Source organism: Streptomyces yokosukanensis, from assembly GCF_001514035.1.
Lineage (GTDB): Bacteria > Actinomycetota > Actinomycetes > Streptomycetales > Streptomycetaceae > Streptomyces > Streptomyces yokosukanensis.
The window spans coordinates 56,741-78,008 of the sequence record NZ_KQ948210.1 but is presented as its reverse complement, the minus strand read 5'-3'; the positions used below and the strand labels follow the sequence as shown (position 1 = coordinate 78,008).

At 72.6% G+C, this 21,268-nt stretch carries 22 protein-coding genes; 11 read left to right on the top strand and 11 right to left on the bottom strand.

All coding sequences use genetic code 11. The features are described from left to right. The first annotated feature begins 92 nt into the window (after positions 1-92). Both AQI95_RS13145 and AQI95_RS13140 read left to right on the top strand, forming a co-directional pair. Entirely contained in the window at positions 93-485 is a 393-nt protein-coding gene (locus AQI95_RS13145; protein WP_067121815.1) for a VOC family protein, read from the top strand. A 46-nt stretch (positions 486-531) separates the two neighbouring features. Next, positions 532-1,611, top strand: a complete 1,080-nt coding sequence (locus tag AQI95_RS13140) for an adenosine deaminase (RefSeq protein ID WP_067121812.1) — start codon at positions 532-534, stop codon at positions 1,609-1,611. Here AQI95_RS13140 and AQI95_RS13135 read toward each other — a convergent pair. From AQI95_RS13135 to AQI95_RS13125, 3 genes are all read right to left on the bottom strand, one after another. After that, complete coding sequence (locus AQI95_RS13135; RefSeq protein WP_067121809.1) at positions 1,593-2,108, bottom strand: mycothiol transferase; 516 nt, start codon at positions 2,106-2,108, stop codon at positions 1,593-1,595. The two genes, AQI95_RS13140 and AQI95_RS13135, sit on opposite strands and share 19 nt — an antisense overlap. Before the next feature lie 28 nt (positions 2,109-2,136). Further along, positions 2,137-3,639, bottom strand: coding sequence for a carotenoid oxygenase family protein (locus AQI95_RS13130; RefSeq protein ID WP_067121806.1), 1,503 nt, complete (start codon positions 3,637-3,639; stop codon positions 2,137-2,139). Positions 3,640-3,701: 62 nt separating this feature from the next. Then, positions 3,702-4,652, bottom strand: a complete 951-nt coding sequence (locus AQI95_RS13125; RefSeq protein WP_244188727.1) for a LysR family transcriptional regulator — start codon at positions 4,650-4,652, stop codon at positions 3,702-3,704. Between the two features lie 147 nt (positions 4,653-4,799). Here AQI95_RS13125 and mgrA point away from each other — a divergent pair, with 147 nt between their 5' ends. Continuing rightward, complete coding sequence (gene mgrA / locus AQI95_RS13120; RefSeq protein WP_067121803.1) at positions 4,800-5,792, top strand: L-glyceraldehyde 3-phosphate reductase; 993 nt, start codon at positions 4,800-4,802, stop codon at positions 5,790-5,792. 78 nt (positions 5,793-5,870) lie between these two features. On the opposite strand, the gene AQI95_RS13115 is transcribed toward mgrA, so the two are convergent. Together AQI95_RS13115 and AQI95_RS13110 are read right to left on the bottom strand one after the other, a co-directional pair. Beyond that, positions 5,871-6,332 (bottom strand): DUF5990 family protein, encoded by a 462-nt coding sequence (locus AQI95_RS13115; RefSeq protein WP_067121799.1) that lies wholly within the window; start codon positions 6,330-6,332, stop codon positions 5,871-5,873. A gap of 148 nt (positions 6,333-6,480) precedes the next feature. Further along, the gene (locus tag AQI95_RS13110; RefSeq protein WP_067121797.1) at positions 6,481-6,882 is read right to left on the bottom strand and encodes a nuclear transport factor 2 family protein; all 402 of its coding nucleotides are present in this window, start codon (positions 6,880-6,882) and stop codon (positions 6,481-6,483) included. A 323-nt stretch (positions 6,883-7,205) separates the two neighbouring features. Between AQI95_RS13110 and AQI95_RS13105 the strand changes: the two genes are divergently transcribed. The 4 genes from AQI95_RS13105 (at position 7,206) to AQI95_RS13090 (ending at position 11,609) form a co-directional block, all read left to right on the top strand. After that, positions 7,206-7,616, top strand: a complete 411-nt coding sequence (locus tag AQI95_RS13105; RefSeq protein WP_067121794.1) for a hypothetical protein — start codon at positions 7,206-7,208, stop codon at positions 7,614-7,616. A 74-nt stretch (positions 7,617-7,690) separates the two neighbouring features. Next, positions 7,691-10,030 carry an FHA domain-containing protein gene (locus AQI95_RS13100; RefSeq protein ID WP_067121791.1) on the top strand — a complete coding sequence of 780 codons (2,340 nt, stop codon included), beginning with the start codon at positions 7,691-7,693 and terminating at the stop codon, positions 10,028-10,030. A 38-nt stretch (positions 10,031-10,068) separates the two neighbouring features. After that, positions 10,069-10,620 (top strand): hypothetical protein, encoded by a 552-nt coding sequence (locus tag AQI95_RS13095; RefSeq protein ID WP_067121787.1) that lies wholly within the window; start codon positions 10,069-10,071, stop codon positions 10,618-10,620. Continuing rightward, entirely contained in the window at positions 10,620-11,609 is a 990-nt protein-coding gene (locus tag AQI95_RS13090; RefSeq protein ID WP_067121785.1) for a serine/threonine-protein kinase, read from the top strand. The genes AQI95_RS13095 and AQI95_RS13090 overlap by 1 nt, the downstream gene beginning before the upstream one ends. Here the strand turns inward: AQI95_RS13090 and AQI95_RS13085 are convergent. Beyond that, positions 11,606-12,895 carry a streptophobe family protein gene (locus AQI95_RS13085; RefSeq protein ID WP_067121782.1) on the bottom strand — a complete coding sequence of 430 codons (1,290 nt, stop codon included), beginning with the start codon at positions 12,893-12,895 and terminating at the stop codon, positions 11,606-11,608. The two genes, AQI95_RS13090 and AQI95_RS13085, sit on opposite strands and share 4 nt — an antisense overlap. A 189-nt stretch (positions 12,896-13,084) precedes the next feature. On the opposite strand from AQI95_RS13085, the gene AQI95_RS13080 reads away from it, so the two are divergent. Both AQI95_RS13080 and AQI95_RS13075 read left to right on the top strand, forming a co-directional pair. Next, positions 13,085-14,356 (top strand): DUF6777 domain-containing protein, encoded by a 1,272-nt coding sequence (locus AQI95_RS13080; protein WP_079071268.1) that lies wholly within the window; start codon positions 13,085-13,087, stop codon positions 14,354-14,356. A gap of 140 nt (positions 14,357-14,496) precedes the next feature. Further along, positions 14,497-14,949: an ATP-binding protein gene (locus tag AQI95_RS13075; RefSeq protein WP_067121776.1), complete on the top strand. Its 453-nt coding sequence runs from the start codon at positions 14,497-14,499 to the stop codon at positions 14,947-14,949. 13 nt (positions 14,950-14,962) lie between these two features. On the opposite strand, the gene AQI95_RS13070 is transcribed toward AQI95_RS13075, so the two are convergent. Next, the gene (locus tag AQI95_RS13070) at positions 14,963-15,808 is read right to left on the bottom strand and encodes an RNA polymerase sigma factor SigF (protein ID WP_067121773.1); all 846 of its coding nucleotides are present in this window, start codon (positions 15,806-15,808) and stop codon (positions 14,963-14,965) included. A 268-nt stretch (positions 15,809-16,076) separates the two neighbouring features. Between AQI95_RS13070 and AQI95_RS13065 the strand changes: the two genes are divergently transcribed. Continuing rightward, complete coding sequence (locus tag AQI95_RS13065) at positions 16,077-16,472, top strand: helix-turn-helix domain-containing protein (RefSeq protein WP_067121770.1); 396 nt, start codon at positions 16,077-16,079, stop codon at positions 16,470-16,472. A gap of 24 nt (positions 16,473-16,496) precedes the next feature. Here AQI95_RS13065 and AQI95_RS13060 read toward each other — a convergent pair whose 3' ends face one another. Beyond that, the gene (locus AQI95_RS13060; protein WP_067121767.1) at positions 16,497-17,696 is read right to left on the bottom strand and encodes an epoxide hydrolase family protein; all 1,200 of its coding nucleotides are present in this window, start codon (positions 17,694-17,696) and stop codon (positions 16,497-16,499) included. Positions 17,697-17,818: 122 nt separating this feature from the next. On the opposite strand from AQI95_RS13060, the gene AQI95_RS13055 reads away from it, so the two are divergent. Continuing rightward, positions 17,819-18,301: a VOC family protein gene (locus tag AQI95_RS13055; RefSeq protein WP_067121763.1), complete on the top strand. Its 483-nt coding sequence runs from the start codon at positions 17,819-17,821 to the stop codon at positions 18,299-18,301. A gap of 13 nt (positions 18,302-18,314) precedes the next feature. Here the strand turns inward: AQI95_RS13055 and AQI95_RS13050 are convergent, their stop codons facing one another. From AQI95_RS13050 to AQI95_RS13040, 3 genes are read right to left on the bottom strand one after another with little or no spacing between them, the layout of a single operon-like run. Beyond that, positions 18,315-19,223 carry an aminoglycoside phosphotransferase family protein gene (locus AQI95_RS13050; RefSeq protein ID WP_244188726.1) on the bottom strand — a complete coding sequence of 303 codons (909 nt, stop codon included), beginning with the start codon at positions 19,221-19,223 and terminating at the stop codon, positions 18,315-18,317. A 54-nt stretch (positions 19,224-19,277) separates the two neighbouring features. After that, a complete protein-coding gene (locus AQI95_RS13045; RefSeq protein WP_067121760.1) occupies positions 19,278-20,162 on the bottom strand; it encodes a geranyl diphosphate 2-C-methyltransferase in 885 nt (294 codons plus the stop codon). Positions 20,163-20,215: 53 nt separating this feature from the next. After that, positions 20,216-21,268 carry a family 2 encapsulin nanocompartment cargo protein terpene cyclase gene (locus AQI95_RS13040; RefSeq protein WP_067121757.1) on the bottom strand — a complete coding sequence of 351 codons (1,053 nt, stop codon included), beginning with the start codon at positions 21,266-21,268 and terminating at the stop codon, positions 20,216-20,218.

Below are 21,268 nucleotides of genomic sequence, written 5' to 3'. Positions count from 1 at the left end.
CACCGCACGGCAACGCGCGTAGACCGATGACTGGCGCAGGTGAAGTTTTACGTATAACCTCACCCGCTAACCACCCTCACCGGAAGGTCCCGATGCGACGCGTCGCCCTGGTCACCCTCGTCGTCGACGACTACGACGAGGCCATCCGCTTCTACACCGAGGCCCTCGGCTTCCGGCTGGCCGAGGACGCCCCGCGCCCCGACGGCTCCCGCTGGGTCGTCGTGGAGCCCGGCGGCCCCGCGGCCGGCACCGGGCTGCTGCTCGCCCGCGCCAAGGACGAGGCCCAGCGCTCCCGCGTCGGCGACCAGACCGGCGGACGCGTCGGGTTCTTCCTGCACACCGACGACTTCGCCCGCGACCACGCCCGGATGACCGCGGCCGGCGTGACCTTCCTGGAGGAGCCGCGCCACGAGCCGTACGGCAGCGTCGCCGTCTTCCAGGACCTGTACGGCAACCGCTGGGACCTGCTCCAGCCCGCCGCCTGATCACTTCTGAGACACCTTCGAACCACCTGCCGAGGAACGCCCTGCCATGACCGCGCCCCGCATCGACACCGAGACCCTCCGTCGGCTCCCCAAGGCCGTGCTGCACGACCACCTCGACGGCGGCCTGCGCCCCGCCACCGTCGTCGAACTCGCCGCGCAGGTCGGCCACACCCTGCCCACCACCGACCCCGACGAGCTGGCCGCCTGGTACTTCGAGGCCGCCAACTCCGGCGATCTGGTCCGCTACATAGCCACCTTCGAGCACACCCTCGCCGTCATGCAGACCCGCGAGGGCCTGCTGCGCACCGCCGAGGAGTACGTGCTGGACCTCGCCGCCGACGGTGTCGTCTACGCCGAGGTGCGCTACGCGCCCGAGCTGAACACCAACGGCGGGCTGTCGCTCGGCGAGGTCGTCGAGGCCGTGCAGGAGGGCCTCGCCGCCGGCATGGCCAAGGCGGCCGCCGCCGGCACCCCCGTGCGCGTCGGCACCCTGCTGTGCGGGATGCGGATGTTCGACCGCGTCCGCGAGGCCGCCGACCTGGCCGTGGCCTACCGTGACGCCGGCGTCGTCGGCTTCGACATCGCGGGCGCCGAGGACGGCTTCCCGCCCGCCGACCACCTGGCCGCCTTCGAGCACCTGCGCCGCGAGAGCGTGCCCTTCACCATCCACGCGGGCGAGGCGCACGGCCTGCCCAGCATCCACCAGGCCCTGCAGGTGTGCGGCGCCCAGCGCATCGGCCACGGCGTGCGCCTCATGGAGGACATCCCCGACCCCGCGGGCGGCAAGCTCGGCCGCCTCGCGTCCTGGGTCCGCGACCGCCGGATCGCCCTGGAGATGTGCCCCACCTCCAACCTGCAGACCGGCTGCGCCACCTCGATCGCCGAGCACCCGATCACGGTGCTGAAGGACCTCGGCTTCCGGGTCACCCTGAACACCGACAACCGCCTGGTGTCGGGCACGACGATGACCCGGGAGATGTCCCTGCTGGTCGAGGAGGCCGGCTGGACGGTCGAGGACCTGCGCACGGTCACGGTGAACGCCCTCAAGAGCGCGTTCATCCCGTTCGACGAGCGGGGGGCCCTCATCGAGGACGTGGTCCTGCCGGGTTACGCGGCCGCGCTCTGAATCAGCCCCTTGAGGTAGGCGGCCTGTCCGATGTGCTGCAGGTCGTCGGACAGGACGCTCACCAGGCGCACGCCCAGCGTCACCGGGGGGTCCCAGCGCTCGTCCACGACACGTTCCAGATCCCTGGCGGCAAGTCCCCGCAGCGCGTCGAGGGTCTGGGCGTGGACGGCGTCGTGGTAGTCGGCCAGCAGGTCGGCGGAGTCGACCTCGACCTTCGCGGCCTTCGCGGGAGTGTGGCCGTACCCGTGGTCACGGGCCGGCAGATCGAGGCCGAAGCGCTTCTCCCAGCCCTGGCTCAGCCACACCTGGTCGAGGTCGAAGGCGTCGGCGACGTGGTCGTCCTGGACCCGGGTGAGATGCCAGACCAGCCAGGCGATGGAGTTGGCGTCGGGTGCGGGGCGGTGGTTCAGCTCGTCCGGTCCGAGGCCGTCGAGGGCGGCGTGGACTTCTTCCTGGATGCGGCCGTAGCCGTCGATGAGGATGTCCTTGGCATGCATACCGACCACGATCCCAAACGGCGGGCGCTCACGCGTCCGGAATCCAGCTCCCGTGGAAACCGAGCGGCACCCGTCCGGGCAGATGGATCCGTGCCACCGGCTCCCCGCTGAAGTCCTGCGCCGAGAGGATCACCAGGTCGGCCGCGCCCCGGTCGGGGTCGTGGACGTACGCGATCGCGTATCCGTCGTCCTCGGCCGCCCGGGGGTCGGCCGCGTCCCGCGCGACGAACACCGCCTCGCCCGCCGCCGCGCCCCGCGGCAGCCGGTGCACCTGGGTGGTGTCGCGCAGCAGGTCGTGCTTGACGAGCGCGTTGGAGAACGCCTCGTCGGGCGGGGTGCCGCCGTCGGGCGTCAGATAGGCGGCCGTCAGCTCGGCGGCCGCCACCGTGTAGCCGTAGCGGTGGCGCCGCGACACCAACGACTCGTTCACACGCGGGAATTCCTGCGGCCGGTCGTCCAGCACCCGCTGCCGTACCCGCCCATGGCGCAGGTCGATCGTCCACCGCTCCAGCTTCGTGGTCCCCGCCGCGTAGGGGCCGCCCGAGCCGCGGCCGGCGGCGTAGAACGGCGCCGGGTACGTCGTCAGGTCGACCACCACCCGGTCGCCCTCGTCGTAGGCGTTGAGGGTGTGCGAGTAGAAGACGGGGTCGATCCCGAACCAGCGCACCGGCCCGCCGGTCCGCCGCATGACGCCCACCCGCGCGGGGTGCTCGCGGTTCCAGAAGTACGGCACCTGCGCACCGCGCTCGGCCGCCGCGGCGTCGAAGGTGATCGGGACGTCGATGACGACGAGGTGCGTCTCGGTGAGCGCGAAGTCGTGCACCATCGGCGCGTCCCGCATCGGGATCCGGGTGGTGCGGGTGACGCGCCCCGAGGGATCGACCACCATGTGCCGGATGTGGTCCCACGCCGGGTAGTAGGCGACAGCGTGCAGCTCACCGGCGTGCGCGTCGAACTTGGTGTGCGCGGTGAACGCGCCTTCCAGGGTGCCCCGGAAGTCGTACGTGCCCACCGTGCGCAGCTCGCCGTCGAGTTCGTACGGCAGCGGGCCGCTCTCCTGCAGCGCGAGGATCCGACCCCGGTGGGGGATGACGTGCGTGTTGCAGGCGAAGTCGTCCGGCGGGACCGGGCCCGGGTACGGCTCGCCCAGCTTCTTCGCGACCGGTGCGGAGCGCACCCAGCGGTTGCGGTACCACTCGGCCCTGCCGTCACGCAGCCGGACCCCGTGCACCATGCCCTCGCCCAGCATCCAGTGATGGGTCCGGGGATCCTCCAGGCCGAGGGCGTTCGGGCCGTTGCGCAGGAAGCGGCCGTTCAGCTCGCGCGGGACGCGCCCGGTCACCGGCAGGTCGAACGCCGTGAGTTCCTCGGTGACGGGCGCGAACGCCCCTTCCAGGAAGGGATGGTGACGCTTCGTCACCTTTCCTGCGGAGTGGGCTGCCGCCGGACCGTCGCCCGGACCGGTGAGCGCGCCCGCCGCCGCGAGTCCGGCCGTCGTGTGCAGCACGGTCCGCCGTGTGTGTTCCGCCATGGTGTCCTCCTGACCGTCGTTCTCACCGACGGTCTCGAGTCTGCTGCGGCGGACGGCCGGAGTCAGGAGGCCTGGGGCCCGTCCTGGGGTGGTGCCAGGTCCCCTGCCCGGCCCCCCGTTTCCAGGAGGGTCCCACCGCCTGTTTCCAGGAGGGCGACGAGGGCCCGGGCGGCGGGACTCGTCGCCCGGTCCGGGGGCAGCAGGGCCACCGTCTCGTACTCCGCCTCGCCCGTGCCCTTCAGCGGCAGCGCCGACAGCGAGGGCCGCTTGTGCCGGAAGTGCCGGGGTACGACCGCGATCCCCAGGTTCTCGTCCACCAGGTCCAGCAGGCTGTGCACGTCGTTGACCTCCAGCGCGACCGTGCGCCGGACACCGGCCGCGGCGAAGGCGGCGTCGGTGGCGCGGCGCGGGCCCCAGTCCGGATGGAAGTCCACGAAGACCTCGCCGGCCAGGTCCTTCGGGGTCAGCGCCGCGCCGGCTGCGGCCAGCCGGTGCTCGGGGTGGCACAGCACGGTCATCGGCTCGCTGGTGAGCGGCACCGAACGCAGCTGGTCGGTGTCCGCCTGGGTGCGGTAGGCGAAGGCGAGGTCGAGCCGGCCCGCCCCGACCTCCTCGGCGAGCGCGCCCGAACCGGCCTGCCGCAGCCGGATCTCCACATCCGGGTGCCGGCCACGGAACGCGGCCAGCATCCGCGCCACATGCACCCCGGCGATGCACTGCTCGGTGCCCAGCGCCAGCGTGCCGCGCAGCACGCCCTGCACCGCCGCCACCGCCTCGTGCGCCGAACGCACCTGCGCCAGGATCCGCTCGGCCTCCACCAGCAGCGCCCGTCCCGCCTCGGTGAGCGTCACCCGGCGGGTGGTGCGCACGAACAGAGGGGCCCGCAGCTCCCGCTCCAGCGCCCTGATGGACGCCGACAGCCCCGACTGGGACACCATCAGGCGTTCGGCGGCCCGGGTGAAATGCTGGTCCTCGGCGACGGCGACGAAGTGCTGGAGATGGCGCAGTTCCATGATTGAGCAGCCTAGTCGCTGAATTCCATCGGATTCTCCTGTTGGACCGCTGCCCGGCGGGCGGGGAAGAGTGGAAGGCGGTGACCAAGGGGCCCGCACGCTCCTGGGAGCCGGGAAGACTCGTGTGCCAACCCCTCTGGAGTCGCGTTGTACACCGCACACCCCGACCGTTACGCCGACATGCCCTACCGGCGCACCGGACGCAGCGGACTGAAGCTCCCCGCGCTGTCCCTCGGCCTGTGGCACAACTTCGGCCCGGACCGGCCCGTCGAGACCCAGCGGGCCATCCTGCGCCGCGCCTTCGACCTGGGCGTCACCCACTTCGACCTCGCCAACAACTACGGCCCGCCGCCCGGCGCCGCCGAGTCCGCGCTCGGCGAGGCCCTGAAGGCCGACTTCGGGCCGTACCGTGACGAACTGGTCGTCTCCACCAAGGCCGGCTACCTGATGTGGCCCGGCCCGTACGGCGAATGGGGCTCGCGCAAGTACCTGCTGTCCTCGCTCGACCAGAGCCTTGCGCGCATGGGCCTGGACCACGTCGACATCTTCTACTCGCACCGCTTCGACCCGCACACTCCGCTGGAGGAGACGATGGGGGCCCTGCACTCCGCGGTGCAGCAGGGCAAGGCGCTCTACGTCGGCGTCTCCAACTACTCGGCCGAGCAGACCCGCGAGGCCGCCCGCATCCTCGCCGACCTCGGCACCCCGCTCCTCATCCACCAGCCCCGCTACTCGATGCTCGACCGGCGCCCCGAGGACGAGGGCCTGCTCGACGCCCTCGACGAACTCCAGGTCGGCTCCATCGCCTACTCCCCGCTGGAGCAGGGCCTGCTCACCGGCCGCTACCTCGACGGCATCCCGGAGGGCTCCCGGGCCGCGAGCGACAGCCCCTTCCTGAACTCGGAGGCGGTCACCGAGGACCTGGTCGCCCGGCTGCGCTCGCTCGACGAGATCGCGGGTTCCCGCGGCCAGACCCTGGCCCAGCTCGCCCTGGCCTGGGTGCTGCGCGGCGGCCGGGTGACCTCGGCCCTGGTCGGCGCGAGCAGCCCCCAGCAGCTCGAGGACAGCGTCGGCACCATCCGCAACCTGGACTTCGACACCGAGGAACTGGCGCGGATCGACAAGATCGTCAGGCCGTAGGCCGACGACGGACGACCTCGGCCGCACGGCGATGGGACCGGCGGCCGACGGCGCCGGGACCGGCGCGAACCCGGCGGCTCACGCGTCCGACGGCTCGCCCGCGCTCCAGACGATCGCCGGGGGCACCACCCGCCCGCACAGCGGGTGGCCCTTGGCGTCGGTGAGGGCGAGCCGGCCCACCAGCGCACCGCGCCGCCGTGCCTCGGTGAGCACCTGGGCCGGAACGCCGGCGAGCATCAGCTTGGCGCGCCGGAACATCCGGGACGCCTCCTCCTGCGGCGGCCTGCCGGTCCAGGAGAGGTAGACGAAGCGTCCGCCGAGGCGGTTGTGCACATACGGGCCACGCAGCTCGCCGTCGGCGGTGAACGTGCAGGGAAGCGTCCACGCCGCCGTCGGGGCGTCACCGGGATGCGGATCGAGCAGCTCGGCGGGCCGGTCCTTGCGCTGGACGGCGACCTCGATCCCGCTGACCCCGTGGAAGCCGGGCCCGGGCGCACAGTGCCGGCCGGGCAGGGTGTGGCCTTCGATGCGCAGTTGCATGCCACCAGTGTGAGCGACGCGGGGAGCGCCGCTCGCGGCGGCGCACGGTCACCGGGCCGGGCCGCCGCCTCGGCGGGGCCCGTGTACCTCCCGGTCTCCTCCCCGTGCCGCTCCCCGCGCGGCCGAACTCCTCGTCGGCCAGGCGGTGTCAGGCATCCGCGGGCACGCGGTCCAGAAAGCCCAGCACCTGCCGGATACGGCCCTCGTCGTCCAGCGTGACGACGTCGAACCCGGCCACCGGCGCCGAGCCTTCCTCCGGGGTCGTTCCCCCGGCATCGCTCACCAGCTCCCAGGCGAAGCGCGCGACGTCGTGGTGTCCGTCCACCGACCCGAGCGGCCGGAAGACGAACCCGGGGAACTGCTCGTGGGCCGCCGCGATCACGGCCGCGATGCCCTCGTGGCCGCGGACGTCGGCGAGCGGGTCGGTGTAGCCGCCGTCCGCGGTCCAGGCGTCGGCGACCGCCTTCTTCAGCGCCTCCGGCTCGGTGGTGTTCCAGGCCTCGAAGTAACGGGCGGCGGCACTTTCGTAACGGTCGGTGTTCACGGACATGGTGAATCAGCCTCCATCGAGGTCGTCACTGCTGGTCGGAGCCGGATCCGGGGCTTCGCCGATCCGGTGTGACCACCGTGCCGCAGCACCGAGGGCCGGGTCGATTACCTCCCTGGTCATGCCCGGGGGAGCGCACATGCCGGTCCATTCCGGGCAGAACAGACGGTGAATATGCCAACAGACTGGCCGGAAAGTCGTGGTGACAGTGTTTCGGCAGTGGCGATACTCGAACGCCAGGGGCACTTCACCGCACGGAAGCACGGGAGTCGCACGGAGGGCGAGGTTCGGGCCGGCCGACCAGCGAGGCGACGGGGGAGTGAGGCGTGCACGACGAATTCCTGTGCCATGTCACGGCCTACGGCACGTGCGACGGCCGGCGCATCGGGGTACCGCTCGGCACCTACCGCGCGCCGACGCTGGCCCTCGCCCTGTGGTGGCTGCGGGACCGTGCGTCGTGGATCGCCGAGCGCCTCGACCCGAGCCCCGAGGACCCCGCCTTCCCGGCGGGCGCGCTGGTGCCGGTCGCGGGCACGGTGGCCGACGTGCCCGCCCTGCTGCGCGCCTGGTGCGCCGACGACGTCCGGCAGGAGCGGATCGCCGACGAACTGGCGGGCGGCCGGCTGGTGCGGATCGCCGCCAGCGACGACACCACCGAGTACGAACTGCTCGCCGAGTCCATCGACGCGCTGCGCATCCAGCGCACCCTGCCGGCGCTCGTCATACCCGTCGCCTGACACGTGTCCGTCGGGCAGGCGGGCCGCTTCTCGGCGCCGGGCGCACATGTAAGCCAATCGGTACAATTCTGGACATGGCGGAGCGGCCGGTCGCCCCGACGGCGCCCGAACTGGTCCTGGAGACCGACACGGGCTCCACGGTGATGAGCCCGGGCCGGGACTACCACGTCGGACGCGACCCGTTGAGCGACATCGTCCTCGACGATGCCCGGGTCTCGTGGCACCACGCCGTGCTGCGCTGCGACCACGACCGCTGGACCCTCACGGACCGGCACAGCACCAACGGCACCTACGCCGACGGCCGCAGGATCGACGCCTGGGACATGCACCCCGGCAGCGAGATCCGCTTCGGCAACCCCACGGACGGCCCGCGCGCGATCCTCGCCGACGCCCCGCCGCCCGCCCCCGACCGCCCCCGCGCGGTCTCGCAGCCCCTGCGGACCGGGACCTTCCGCCGGCCCAGCAGCGTCCGCCCGCTGCCCCCGCGCACGATCCGCATCGGCCGGGCGGCCGAGAACGACCTCGTGGTGGACGACCTGATCGTCTCCCGCCGCCACGCCGAACTGCGCGCCCACACCGACGGCACGTACGAGGTCGTCGACCTCGGCAGCCACAACGGCACCTACCTCAACGGCCGGCCCGTCGACCGCGCGCCGGTGGGCCCCGGTGACATCGTGGGCATCGGGCACTCCGCGTTCTGCCTGGTCGGCGATGAACTCCAGGAGTACGTCGACACCGGCGAAGTCTCCCTCGACGTCCAGGACCTCACCGTCGTCGTCGACCGAGGCGGCAAGGTGCTCCTCGACCACGTGTCCTTCCCGGTGGGGGAGAAGTGCCTGCTCGCCGTGGTCGGACCGAGCGGCGCGGGCAAGTCCACGCTGCTGAACGCCCTCACCGGACAGCGGCCCGCCGACCGCGGCACCGTCCTCTACGACGGCCGCGACCTCTACCGCGACTACGCCGAACTGCGCCAGCGCATCGGACTGGTCCCGCAGGACGACATCCTGCACCCTCAGCTCACCGTGCGCGCCGCCCTGTCCTACGCCGCCGAACTGCGCTTCCCCGAGGACACCGCCGGGTCCGAGCGGCGCGCCCGGGTGGCGGAGGTGACCCGGGAACTCGGCCTCGCACACCGCGCCGACCAGCCCGTGCACAGCCTCTCCGGCGGGCAGCGCAAACGGGTCAGCGTGGCCCTGGAACTGCTCACCAAGCCCTCGCTGCTCTTCCTGGACGAGCCGACCTCGGGCCTGGACCCTGGCATGGACCGCTCGGTGATGAACATGCTGCGCGGCCTCGCCGACGACGGCCACACGGTCGTCGTCGTCACGCACAGCGTGCTCAGCCTGAGCGTCTGCGACCGCCTCCTCGTCCTCGCCCCCGGCGGCACGGTCGCGTACTACGGGCCGCCCGGCGACGCCCTCGCCTTCTTCGGCTTCGAGCAGTGGCCGGAGGCCTTCGAGGCCTTCGAGGGCGACCCGGACCGCGACTGGGCGAGGGAGTACCGGGAGTCCCCCTTCCACCGGCACTACGTCGCCGAGGCCACCAGCCAACCCCACCACCCGGGGCCGGCCCCCGTCGCCCCGGCACCGCCGCCCCGTCCGCGCGGCTGGTGCGCGCAACTCGGCACCCTCGTGCGCCGCTACACGGCCGTCCTCAGTGCCGACCGCACCTTCCTGCTCGTCATGATCGCCCTGCCGTTCGTCATGGGCGCCATGGCCCGCGCCCTCGCGGGCGGCCGGCTCACCCGGGACACCGCCATGAACGCACTGCTCATCCTGTGCGTCGGCGCCATGCTCGCCGGAGCCGCGGGCGCGGTGCGCGAACTCGTCAAGGAACGCGTCGTCTACCAGCGCGAACGCGCCGTCGGCCTGCCCAGATCGGCGTACCTGATGTCCAAGGTCGTCGTGCTCGGCACCGTCAGTGCCGCCCAGGCCGTCGTCCTCACCCTGGTCGCCCTCCTCGGCGTCGACCTGAACGCCCCCGGCGGCAAGGGTGTGCTGCTGCCGCCGCTCGCCGAGATCACGCTGGCCGTCGCCCTGCTGGCGTTCACCGCGATGATGCTCGGCCTGCTGGTCTCCGCGCTGGTGCGCAAGGAGGAGGTGACGATGCCGCTGCTGGTGCTGCTGGCCATCGTCCAGGTCGTGTTCTGCGGAGCCCTGCTCAAACTGAACGGCGTGCCCGGTCTCGAGCAGCTGTCCTGGCTCGTGCCGTCCCGCTGGGCGCTCGGCGCCATGGCCGGGACGATCGGGCTGTCCCGGATCGTGCCGGGCGAACTGACCGCCGACCCCCTCTTCCGGCACTCGACGCGCGCCTGGCTGCTCGACATGGCCATGCTGGTGGTGCTCTCCGTCCTCTACGGGCTCGTGGTCGCCCGGCTGCTGCGCCGGCACGAGCCCGCCGTGATGCGGAAGTAGGCGAACACGATGGATCGCACGCGCAAGCAGGCCCCCCGATGAGCAGGGCGCCCGGTCCCGGATTCCGGCCCACACACGTCGTCCCCCGGCGCGGCATGCCCGCCTGGGACGCCCCGGACCCGGCGCGGCCCACCGTTCCCCTCGACCCGCTGCTGCCGGTCGAACTGGTGGAGCGGCGCGGTGACTGGGGGTACATCCGCTGCTCCAACGGCTGGGGCGCCTGGGTCGACGGCCGCCGGCTCGTCGCCGTACCGGAGGACCCGCCCGCCGCCGACGACACGGCGGGCACCGCCGATCCGCTGCCCCTGCTGGCCCACGCCGAACAGGCCCTGGCCGACTACCGCACCGCGGTGCGGGAGCTGGCGGACGGCGCCCTGGACGGAGAGGCCTTCGAGGAGCGCACCCGCGGCCTGCGGATCGGGATCGTGCTCGACGGGGAGTCCATGTGGGTGTACGACCCCGAGGAAGGCCGCTGGGTCTACGGCGACGGACGGCGGCTGACCACCTACGCCACCGACCGGGAGATCACCGGCGAGGACGACACCGGGCACGCCCCGACCCGGCTGGTCGCGCCCGAAGGCGAGCGCTGATGGCCCGCGAGACCAGCCTGTTCTCCGGCCGCCCCGCGGAACCGATCGGCCGTCAGGTCGCGGACTACCTGATCGAGGGCGAGATCGGGCGCGGCGGGATGGCCGTCGTCTACCGCGCCCGCGACCTGCGCCTCAACCGCACGGTCGCCCTCAAACTTCTCGCCCCCGAACTCGCCCGCAACGACACCTTCCGCAGGCGCTTCACCCATGAGTCCCAGGTGGCCGCCGCGATCGACCACCCGCACATCGTGCCGGTCTTCGAGGCCGGCGAGACCGACGGCGTGCTCTACATCGCCATGCGCTACGTCCCCGGCAGCGACCTGCGCCGCCTCCTCGACCTGCGCGGACCGCTGCCGGCCGCGGACGCCGTGCGGATCGCCGCGCAGGTGGCCTCCGCCCTCGACGCCGCCCATGAGCACGGTCTGGTCCACCGCGACGTCAAGCCCGGCAACATCCTGATCGCCGAGGGCATCGACAGCGACCACCCCGAGCACGTGTACCTCACCGACTTCGGGCTCACCAAGAAGTCGCTGTCCCTGTCCGGCTTCACCAGCGTCGGCCAGTTCGTCGGCACCCTCGACTACATGGCCCCCGAGCAGATCTCCGGCCGCCCGGTCGACGGCCGCTGCGACGTCTACGGCCTGGCCTGCGTCGTCTACGAGAGCCTCGCCGGACGCCCCCCGTTCCTGCGCGAGGACGACATGGCCCTGCTCTGGGCCCACCAGTACGACGACCCGCCCCCGCCCAGCGAGGCCCGCCCCGGCCTCGTCCCGGCCGCCGACCCGGTCTTCGCCCAGGCCCTCGCCAAGAACCCGGACGCCCGTCCCAGCACCTGCCTGGCCTTCGTCACGGCCCTGCGCACCGCCGTCGCACCCGCCCGCACCCCGTCGGACACCCGCCCGCCGGCCCAGCCCGACACCGAGACGGGCCACCCGGCAACCGGCGCCCCGAGCCCCCCGCACTGGGCCGATCCGGTGTTCCCGCACTAGGGCCCATCGGACAGGCCCTGGGTTCGGCCCGCCTCGCCGCGTCGGCGCAGTGGCCGGGCCAGCAGACCGCCCAGGAAGCCGGCGATCAGTCCCCACAGCGCGCCGAGGCCCGTCGCCCGCCACAGCCTGGGCCTGAGGAACAGTTCGCCGGACAGCCCGCCGCCGAGGTCGCCGATGCCGAGCAGGGAGAGTCCGTAGTGTGCCGAGACACGGCCCGTCAGACAGATCATCAGCACCGCCAGTGCCAGCGCCACGGCCAGATGCACGGCGTGCTGCCACACCCGGATCCGGGCCGGTGAGCGGACCGCCATCCGGAACGCCACGGCCAGCAGCAGGATCGCCGCCACGACCGGCAGCCACCACCAGCGGCCGTCGTAGGCGGTGAGCGAGCGCAGGTCGAGCGCGGACACGTCCGGGGTGCGCAGGATCGCGTCCAGGACATGCGGCATCGGCAGGCCGAACGGCCCGTCCACGCGGCCGTCCCACGTCGCCCCGAGGCCCAGGGTGAGGGCCAGCCAGGCCAGATTGGGCAGGCCGAGCAGGATCAGCGCGAAGGTGGCCGAGGCGTGTCCGCGGGTGGCCACCGTGATCAGCGCGGTGACGAGTGCGACCGCGACGTACACGAGGAGCAGGACCACCGTCGCGTGCGCGGCCGGGCGCACCGACTCCTGCAGCCGCAGCAGCCGCCCCGGCAGCGGGGCCCCGCGCGCGACCAGCAGCGCCAGCAGCAGCACTCCGGCCAGCCACAGCAGGCCGAACAGCAGCGTCACCGGCACGTCCGTGGTGAACCCGACCTCCGGCGCCGCGCCGAACAGCCCGGTCAGATCGCTGAGGGTGCCGCTGCCCACGTCCACGGCGAAGGTCTGCCGGGCGGCGAAGGCCAGACCGATCAGCGCGAGCAGCCACAGCACGGCGATCCGGGCGGCCCACCCGGCCAGTTCACCGGCCGAGGCGACCGCCCGGTGCCGCAGCGGGCGCAGGAATCCCGCGCCCGTCACCAGGGCACCGGCGAGCGTCACCGACAGCGGGATCACGGTGAGCCCGGCGTGCGTCTGCGCCAGCGCACCCGCGTCGCCGGAGAGTTCCACGCTGCCGCCGACCGCCGTGACCAGGGTCGCGGCCACCACCCTGGGGAACGCCCCGTCCGGCAGGTTCGCCGCGCCCGCCGCCCACAGCCCGAGTGCCGCCACCAGCACCATGACGGCCAGCCCGGTCAGCACCACGGCTACGGCCTGGGCCCAGCCGTGTCGGGCGACGGGCGGCGCGGAGACGGATGGAGCGCTCACGGTTGCCACGCTAAGCAGCGGCCCGGTGCCCCGCCCGCCGGGTGGGCCGTCCGCGTCGGCTTGCGAGCCGGACCGAACTGCGACACACAATGGGCTCAATGTGCAGCCAAGTGCACTAAACAGAATTTGAGTGATACAAGCCGCGTATCGCCCCGCGTATCGCGACGATCGCGACGGGAAGAAGTGCTCGTGAGCGCCGAACCTCCGTCCTCCGGCCGCCCGACCGGGCCGCCCTCCGGCCCGCTGTCGGGCTCCTCCCGTCCCCCCTCCGGACCACCGCCCGGCCCACCGCCGGGCGGTGGCGCCGGCTCCCCGGGGCCGCACGGGCCGTGGTGGAAGTCCGTGCCGAGAGTGAGCGCCCTCGCCGCCGCCGTCGTCGCAGCCGTGGTCCTCGCCGTGGTGTTCACCCGTCCGAGTGGCGGCGGCTCCTCCGCCAAGGGCGGCGAGGTCTTCCTGCAGTCCGCGAGCAGCAGCGGCCAGGATCCGTTCACGGAATCGACCGCGAAGCAGAGTTCCGCCCCGCCCCCGCCCACCGCCTCCGCGACGGCCACCGGCACGGCGGGCACGGTGCAGGGAGTGCAGGGCGGGGCGCCCGGCCTGTACGGCGGCACCCGGTTCGCCCCCGCCTGCGACGTCGAGCAGCAGATCAAGTTCTTCCAGGCCGACCAGGGCAAGGAGAAGGCCTTCGCCTCCGTGGCCGGCGTCCCGTCCTCCGGTGTGCCCGCCTATCTGCGCTCACTGACCCCGGTCCAGCTGCGCGTCGACACCCGCGTCACCAATCACGGCTACCGCAACGGCGCCGGCACCGCCTACCAGTCGGTGCTCCAGGCGGGCACCGCCGTCCTGGTCGACAGCCACGGCGTCCCCCGCGTGCGCTGCGCCTGCGGCAACCCGCTGACCCCGCCGGTCGCCGAGAAGAGCACACCGAGGCTGGTGGGCACCCGCTGGTCGGCGTACCGGCCCTCGAACGTGGTCGTGGTCACCCCGGCGCGGACGGTGATCAACGTGTTCGTGCTCTACGACCCCCGTCACGACGACTGGATCCACCGCCACCGCGGCGACTACGACGGCCGGCACGACCAGCACGCCAAGCCGCCGGAGTTCCCGCACCCGTGGAACCCGCCGGGGCCCTGCCCGCCGTCGCCGGGCACGACCGGGACGCCGGGCGCCTCGCCGCAGCCCTGCCGCTCCCCGTCGGGCAAGCCGAGCGCCTCGACGTCGTCCTCGGCGTCCACCTCGCCTTCCTCGCCCTCTTCTGCGTCCTCTTCCTCTTCCTCCTCCTCACCGTCGTCGAGCACGTCGTCCTCGCCCTCGCCCTCGGGCCCGGCGTCGCCGTCCGCGCCGTCGGCGTCGAAGCCCTCGGAGTCGACGTCGCCGCAGTCGCAGTCGGCGTCGACCGGGCCCTCCTCCGCCGGGCAGTCGTCGGCGGCCTCGACCGCCACGATCTCGCCCTCGGCGTGAGCGACCGGGGCCCGCGGGCACCGTGACCATCGCCACTGTGCGCGGTGGGCGAACGCCACGGGGGACTGCCGGGCCCGGCTCGGGGTACGAGGACAGGGGCAACAGGCGATCGGCCGTACCGGGCTTTCGAGAGAGACAGCATGACCAAGCACCTGGGCGGGACAGTGATACCGACTGGTTTCGACGTACCCGTGGAACCGCTGCGACGTGCGGCGCACTACACCGGCGAACACGGATGCATCGCCGAGGCGCGCGCCTTCGCGTCCCGGTTCCTGGAGCAACTGCGCACCGAGTGGTACGCCACCGACGACCGCCGCGCCGACGGCGAGCTCCTCCTGGTCGTGAGCGAACTCGTCACCAACGCCGAACGGCACAGCAGCGGCCCGTACATCCTGGAACTCGAAGGCACGCACAGCTCCGTCACCGTGTGCGTCTACGACAGCAGCACCGCGCTGCCCCACCGCTACCCCAAGGACCCCGCGCGCGTCGGCCGGCACGGTCTGGAGATCGTGTACGCGCTGGCCTCGGAGGTCATCGCGGAGCGCGTGCCCGTCGGCAAGCGGGTGCGCGCCCGCTTCGCACTCAGCCGCTGAGCCCGGGGCCGCGTCAGGTGCAGCCGAGTTCGCCGAGCATCCCCTGGCGCAGCCGGCCGATGATCCGCTTGATCAGCCGGGACACATGCATCTGGGAGCACCCGAGCCGTTCGCCGATCTCCGCCTGGGTGGCCTCCTCCACGAACCGCAGATGGATGATCCGCCGGTCCCGCTCGCTCAGCTCCGCCATCAGCGGGGCGAGCGCGTGGACGTCCTCGACGAGCCGCAGCCCCTCCTCCTCCACGCCGATGAAGTCGGCGAGCACCGACTCGCCGTCCCCGGGGCCGTCGCCGGTGAGCGCGGCGTCCAGGGAGGCGGAGTGGTATCCGTTGGACGCGAGCTGGGCCTCGACGACCTCGCCCTCGCAGATGTTCATCAGCGTCGCCAGCTCGGCCACCGTAGGGTCCCGGTCCAGCCGGCTGGACAGTTCCTCGCGCGCCTTGGCCAGCTCCACCCGCAGCTCCTGGAGCCGGCGCGGCACGTGCACCGCCCAGGTGGTGTCCCGGAAGAACCGTTTGATCTCACCGACGATGTACGGCACCGCGAAGGTCGTGAACTCCACCCCGCGGGCTGGCTCGAACCGGTCGATGGCCTTGATCAGGCCGATCATGCCGGTCTGGACGATGTCCTCCATGTCGTCGCCGCGGCCGCGGAACCGTCCGGCGGCGAACCGCACCAGCGACATGTTCATCTCGATGAGGGTGTTGCGCGCGTACTGGTAGGCGTGCGTGCCCTCCTCCAGCTCGGTCAGCCGGCGAAAGAACTGGCGTGACAGCTCCCGTGCGTCACGTGGTGCGACAGACGCCGGGTCCGTGATCTCCACGACCTCTGCTTCCAACCGGATCCCGGCGGTCTTCATTGCCTCTCCCACGAAACTCACGGCGGTACGACTGCCTCGGCGGCCGTCGAGGGTCCGTGCTCCGCCGTCGGCCCCGGCTTCCCGGAACCCGGCGCTCCCCACGTGCCCGCGACGCGTCCACCGGGCGGCTACCCCCGCTCGGCACGGGCATGCGCACGCCGCCGCGCCATGGCCGGAAACGGGTGCCTTCCGTACCAGAAGCCCGGTTTCCCTCTGGGCGCAACGTCAAGTCCTTGTCCGCCGGCCTCCGGCTCCTAGGCTGACGTGGATGAGCAACGAGGAGAGCAAGCAAGCCCGAGTGATACCCCTGCGACCGGCGCCCGCCCGTCCGGTGCCGCCCGCGTCCGAGCCCGCGGAGCGCACGGAGCCGCTCTGGCGCGATCTGGTCGGCGAGGTGCTGCGACGCGAGCGGCGGGCGCAGGAGCGCACCCTCAAGGACGTGGCCGACGCGGCCAGGATCTCGCTGCCCTACCTGTCCGAGGTCGAGCGCGGCCGCAAGGAGGCCTCCTCGGAAGTCCTCGCGGCCGCCGCGCAGGCACTCGGGCTCGGCCTCGGCGACCTGCTCTCGCTGGCGCACGGCGAGCTGACCCGGCGCACCGGCCCCCACCGCCGACCGGCCGCCGCCCCGCACCGCTCCTACGACGGGCTCTGCCTGGCCGCCTGAGCCGCCCAGCTCCCCGCGACCGGGTCAGTTCTCCCGCAGCCGGCGGAAGAACGCCCGGACGTCGCCGATCAGCAGATCCGGTTCCTCCAGGGCCGCGAAGTGCCCGCCCCGGTCGAACTCCGTCCAGCGCACGAGGTTCTCGGTGCGCTCCGCCTTGTGCCGCAGCGGGATCTGCGGGTCGGCCGGGAAGACGGCCAGCGCGGTCGGCGCGGTCGACGGCTCGGCCGGCCGGGCGATCCGGTCGCCGGTGGCGTGCGCCCGCTCGTAGTAGATGCGGGCGGACGAACCCGCCGTGCCGGTGAGCCAGAACAGCATCACGTCGGTGAGCAGCCGGTCCCGGTCCACCGCCTCCTCCGGCAGCTCCTCGCAGTCCGTCCACTCCCGGAACTTCTCGACGATCCAGGCGAGTTGACCGACGGGCGAGTCCGTCAGGGCGTAGCCGAGCGTGTGCGGACGGGTGGACTGCACGGCGGCGTACCCGGCGCCCTCACGGAACCACTCCTCCCAGTGGCGCCAGGAGCGCAGCGTCCGCTCCCGCTCCTCGGGGCCGAGCCCGGCCAGTTCCTCCTCGGTCGGCTCCGTCAGCGCCTGTGCGCCCGGCAGCAGATTGAGATGGACTCCGATCACCCGGTCCGGATGCGCGCGCCCCAGTTCGCGCGAGATCGCCGCGCCCCAGTCGCCGCCCTGCAGCCCGAACCGCTCGTACCCGAGCCGCCGCATCAGCTCCACCCAGGCGTCGGCCACCCGGCGAGCCTCCCAGCCCCGCTCGGTGGTGGGCCCGGACAGCCCGAAGCCGGGGATGCTCGGCAGCACGACATGGAAGGCGTCCGCCGCGTCGCCGCCGTGCGCCACCGGGTCGGTGAGCGGGCCGACCAGGTCCAGGAACTCCACGATCGAGCCCGGCCAGCCATGGGTGATCACCAGCGGTGTGGCGTCCGGCTCGGGGGAGCGGATGTGGGCGAAGTGGACGCGGGCCCCGTCGATCGTGGTGGTGAACTGCGGCCGGCGGTTCAGCTCGGCCTCGGCGGCACGCCAGTCGTACTCGTGCCGCCAGTACCGGACCAGTTCCCGCAGATAGCCGTTCGGGACGCCGTACTCCCAGCCGGCTCCGGGCAGTTCGGCCGGCCAGCGGGTGCGGTCGAGACGCTCGTACAGGTCGTCGAGATCGCTCTGCGCGACGGACAGCCGGTAGGGCTCGATGTGTTCGGCAGGTGTGGAGTTCATGATCGAGATGCTAGGCGGCTGCGCCGCTCACCCGCCCGGATCAATCGGGGCTCCGGCCGATGAGTTTCGGCGCGAGGGCCGGTCGACACTCACGACCGCGTTCCCCGCCCCAGGAGGCACTCATGACCACCGACGGATTCGTCACGTGTCTGTGGTTCGACGGCAAGGCCGAGGAAGCCGCCGCGTTCTACGTGTCGGTCTTCAAGAATTCCGGCATCGGCCGCGTCGCCCGCTACACCGACGCCGGTCCCGGCACGACCGGCTCCGTGCTGACCGTGGAGTTCACCGCCAACGGCCAGGACTTCGTCGCGCTCAACGGCGGCCCCGAGTTCACGTTCAACGAGGCCGTCTCCTTCCAGATCCTCTGCTCCGACCAGGAGGAGATCGACCACTACTGGACCAGGCTCACCGAGGACGGCGGCGAGGGCGGCCCCTGCGGCTGGCTCAAGGACCGGTTCGGCGTCTCCTGGCAGGTCGTCTACGACCGGCTGCCCGAGATGATCCACGACCCCGACCCGCAGAAGACCGCCCGCGCGATGAAGGCCATGATGAGCATGGGCAAGCTGGACGCCGCCGCGCTGGAGAAGGCGTACGCGGGGCAGTAGCGGACCGCGACCGTCACCCGGCCTCGGCGAGGATCTCGGCGATCACATGCCGGGAGTTCTCCGCCAGGGCCGGGTTGGTGTCGCGGTAGTACGGCAGCTGGATCAGCGAGATCGACAGTGCCCAGCCCCGGCCCCGCGCCCATTCGGCGTCGTCGGCGCCGACGGCCCCGCGGAAGACGTCCCGCACCGACGCGGGCAGCAGGTTCCAGGCGACGACCAGATCCACGGCCGGATCGCCCACGCCCGCACAGCCGAAGTCGATGACCGCGCTCAGCCGGCCCGCGTCGGCCAGCACGTTCCCGGGGGAGAGGTCCCCATGGGCCCACACCGGCGCACCGGTGTGCTCCGGGGCCCGCAGAGCCCCCTCCCACAGGGCTGTGACCGCGGCGCCGTCCACGCCCGCGCCCAGCTCGGCGACGGCCGCGCGGGTGGGTTCGTCCCGCTCCCGCAGCGGACCGCCGCGGTGGCCGGGCGGCGCGTCGCGCGGGGCGATGCGGCGCAGCGCCCGCACGAACGCCGCGAGGTCCTCGGCGAGGCGCTGCGGCTCCCGCACGGCGCCCGCCACCGGATTGCGGCCCTCCAGCCAGCGGTAGACGGACCACGGCCACGGATAGTCCTCGTCCGGCTCGCCGACACCCACCGGCTCGGGCACGGCGACCGGCAGCAGCGGCCCGAGCCGGGGCAGCCAGCACTGCTCGCGCGTCAGGTCCGGTACGGCGCCGGGCCGCCGGGGCAGCCGTACCAGCAGGTCGGCGCCCAGCCGGAACATGGCGTTCTCGGTCCCCGAGGAAGCGAGCCGCCGTACGGGCAGTGCGGCCCAGCGCGGGAACCGGCGGGCGATCAGGCGCTGGACCAGCGGGGCGTCGAGGTCGACCTCGTCCGCGTGCATCTTCTGCGGCTCTCGGCCGTGGTGGGCACTCATCGCGGCCCATCCCAGTACCTCGGCGCCCTCGCTGTCGAGGGAGTTTCCCCCGGCTCAGACCCGGTCGGCCGCGATCAGCAGGTACTGGAAGCTGCCGTTGCGGTAGGCGTCGAGGAACGCGTCCTCGACGCCCGTCACCAGGTGGTCGGCCTGCTTGCGCAGTTCCCAGTACGGGATCGCCGCCTCGGTCAGGTCCTGCACATGGACCGGCACCAGCCGGTTCTTGGCCATCGCCCGGAAGTACTCCGACCTCGGGTGGATGTCGCAGATGTAGTGCGCGTTGATCAGGGACACCTCGCGGGAGGCCCGGCCGTAGGTGTCGTTGTAGCAGCCGGTGATGGTCACATAGCGTCCGCCGCGGCGCAGCAGCCGCGCGTGCTCGGCGAACAGCAGGTCCAGCTCGACGTACATCGTGGACTCGTTGTTCCACGAGGCCGCGTAGGCACCCGTTTCGAAACCGGTGTCCAGCATGTTCCGGTGGTGGTAGCGGACCTTGTCGTCGACTTCCCGCTTGCGGGCCATCTCGCTCGCGAACTCGGCCTGCTTGGCGGAGATGGTGACCCCGTCGGCGTGGCAGCCGTAGCGCAGGTTCGCCACGATGCTGCCGCCGCCCCGGCCGCAGCCGGCGTCGAAGACCCGGTCGGCGGGGGTGAGCGCGCCGAGGTGGCCGGCGAGCAGTTCGGCCTGGGCGTGCTCCAGGCGGTGCAGCTCGCTGGTGATCCGCGCCTTGCGCAGATCGGGGTCGGGCTCGTCGAGCACCGTCCAGTCGGCGTCCCCGATGCCGTAGTGGTGGTGGTACAGGTCGTCGAGCTTTCCGAGTTCGAGGTTGACCGGGTTCTCCTCGGCGTTCCAGTAGTCCGCGACGCGGGTCTGGTACGTGGACTGGGTCGGCACCGGAGCGGACGTGGTGGTCTTCCGGGCGACAGGGGCGGTGGTCAACAGGTGCTCCTCGAAGTGTTGCTGATGATGTCTCAGATGAGCTGTGGGGTCCGCTACCAGTAGTCGGGCAGGTGGTAGCGGTGGGTGTTGGTGGCGTGCCACTCGTGGTTGCCCGAGATCCAGGCGGCCAGGCCCTCGGCGTAGCGCGCGATCAGGGGGGAGGTGGCCGACAGGGCGGTGGACTCCTCCTCGAAGGCCTCCATGATCCGGTTGTGGATCTCCACCGATTTCAGATAGGCCGCCTTCAGCCCGCGCCGCTCGTTGGCCGCGACCACCTGGGGCAGGTTCAGATGGTCCGGGTCGCTCGCCAGCTCCTTGGTGAACGAGTACAGGTCGTTCACGATCGTGGTGGCGTTGCAGGCGAGGGCGGTGATCCGCTGGATCTCCGGGCGGGCGTAGACCTGCTCGGGCAGTTCGTAGCCGTCCACGGCGTCGACGAGCGACAGGCAGGGGCGGAAGTTGTTGAACTGCCGCATCACCAGGTACTCCCAGACCCGCGGCACGTACTTGGTCTCCATCCAGGCGGCCTCGCCCAGATAGCCCATGTGCAGCCGGGCCATGTCGTGCACGAAGCGGTCGGTCTGGCTGGGCGTGGCGAAGGTCGAGAAGCCCGCCAGGGCGTGCTGGTACGAGCGCAGCGGGCCATCGGCCTGGAGGCCCTCGCGCCACTCCGCCTCCAGCTCCGGAACGCCGTGGTAGGGGTCGAGCGCGGACTGCGCGATGATCAGCGGGCCGCCCAGGCCCCGCCGGGATCCGCCCCGCCCCTCGTCCTCCTCGCAGTAGCAGGAGTCCACGATGTTCTCGGCGAGCAGCAGCTTCCCGGCGGCGGTGAGCCGGTCCAGGTCGAGGCCGCCCGGATGCTGGAGTACGACGGCCCGGCCGAACTGGAAGCCGGAGAAGTCCCCCTGCCATGACTCGGGGAACAGGTCCAGCTCGCGGGCCCAGGCCTCCAGTCTGCGGTCGATCTCGGCGGCCTTGTCCAGGTCGGCCGGTGCGGCCGGCCGGTGGTGCAGTCCGGGGATGACCCCGGTGCGCCGGGCCGGGCGCAGGCTCCGGGCGATGTCCGGCGGCCCGGGCAGGACGTAGGTGGGGATGGGTGTGCTCAT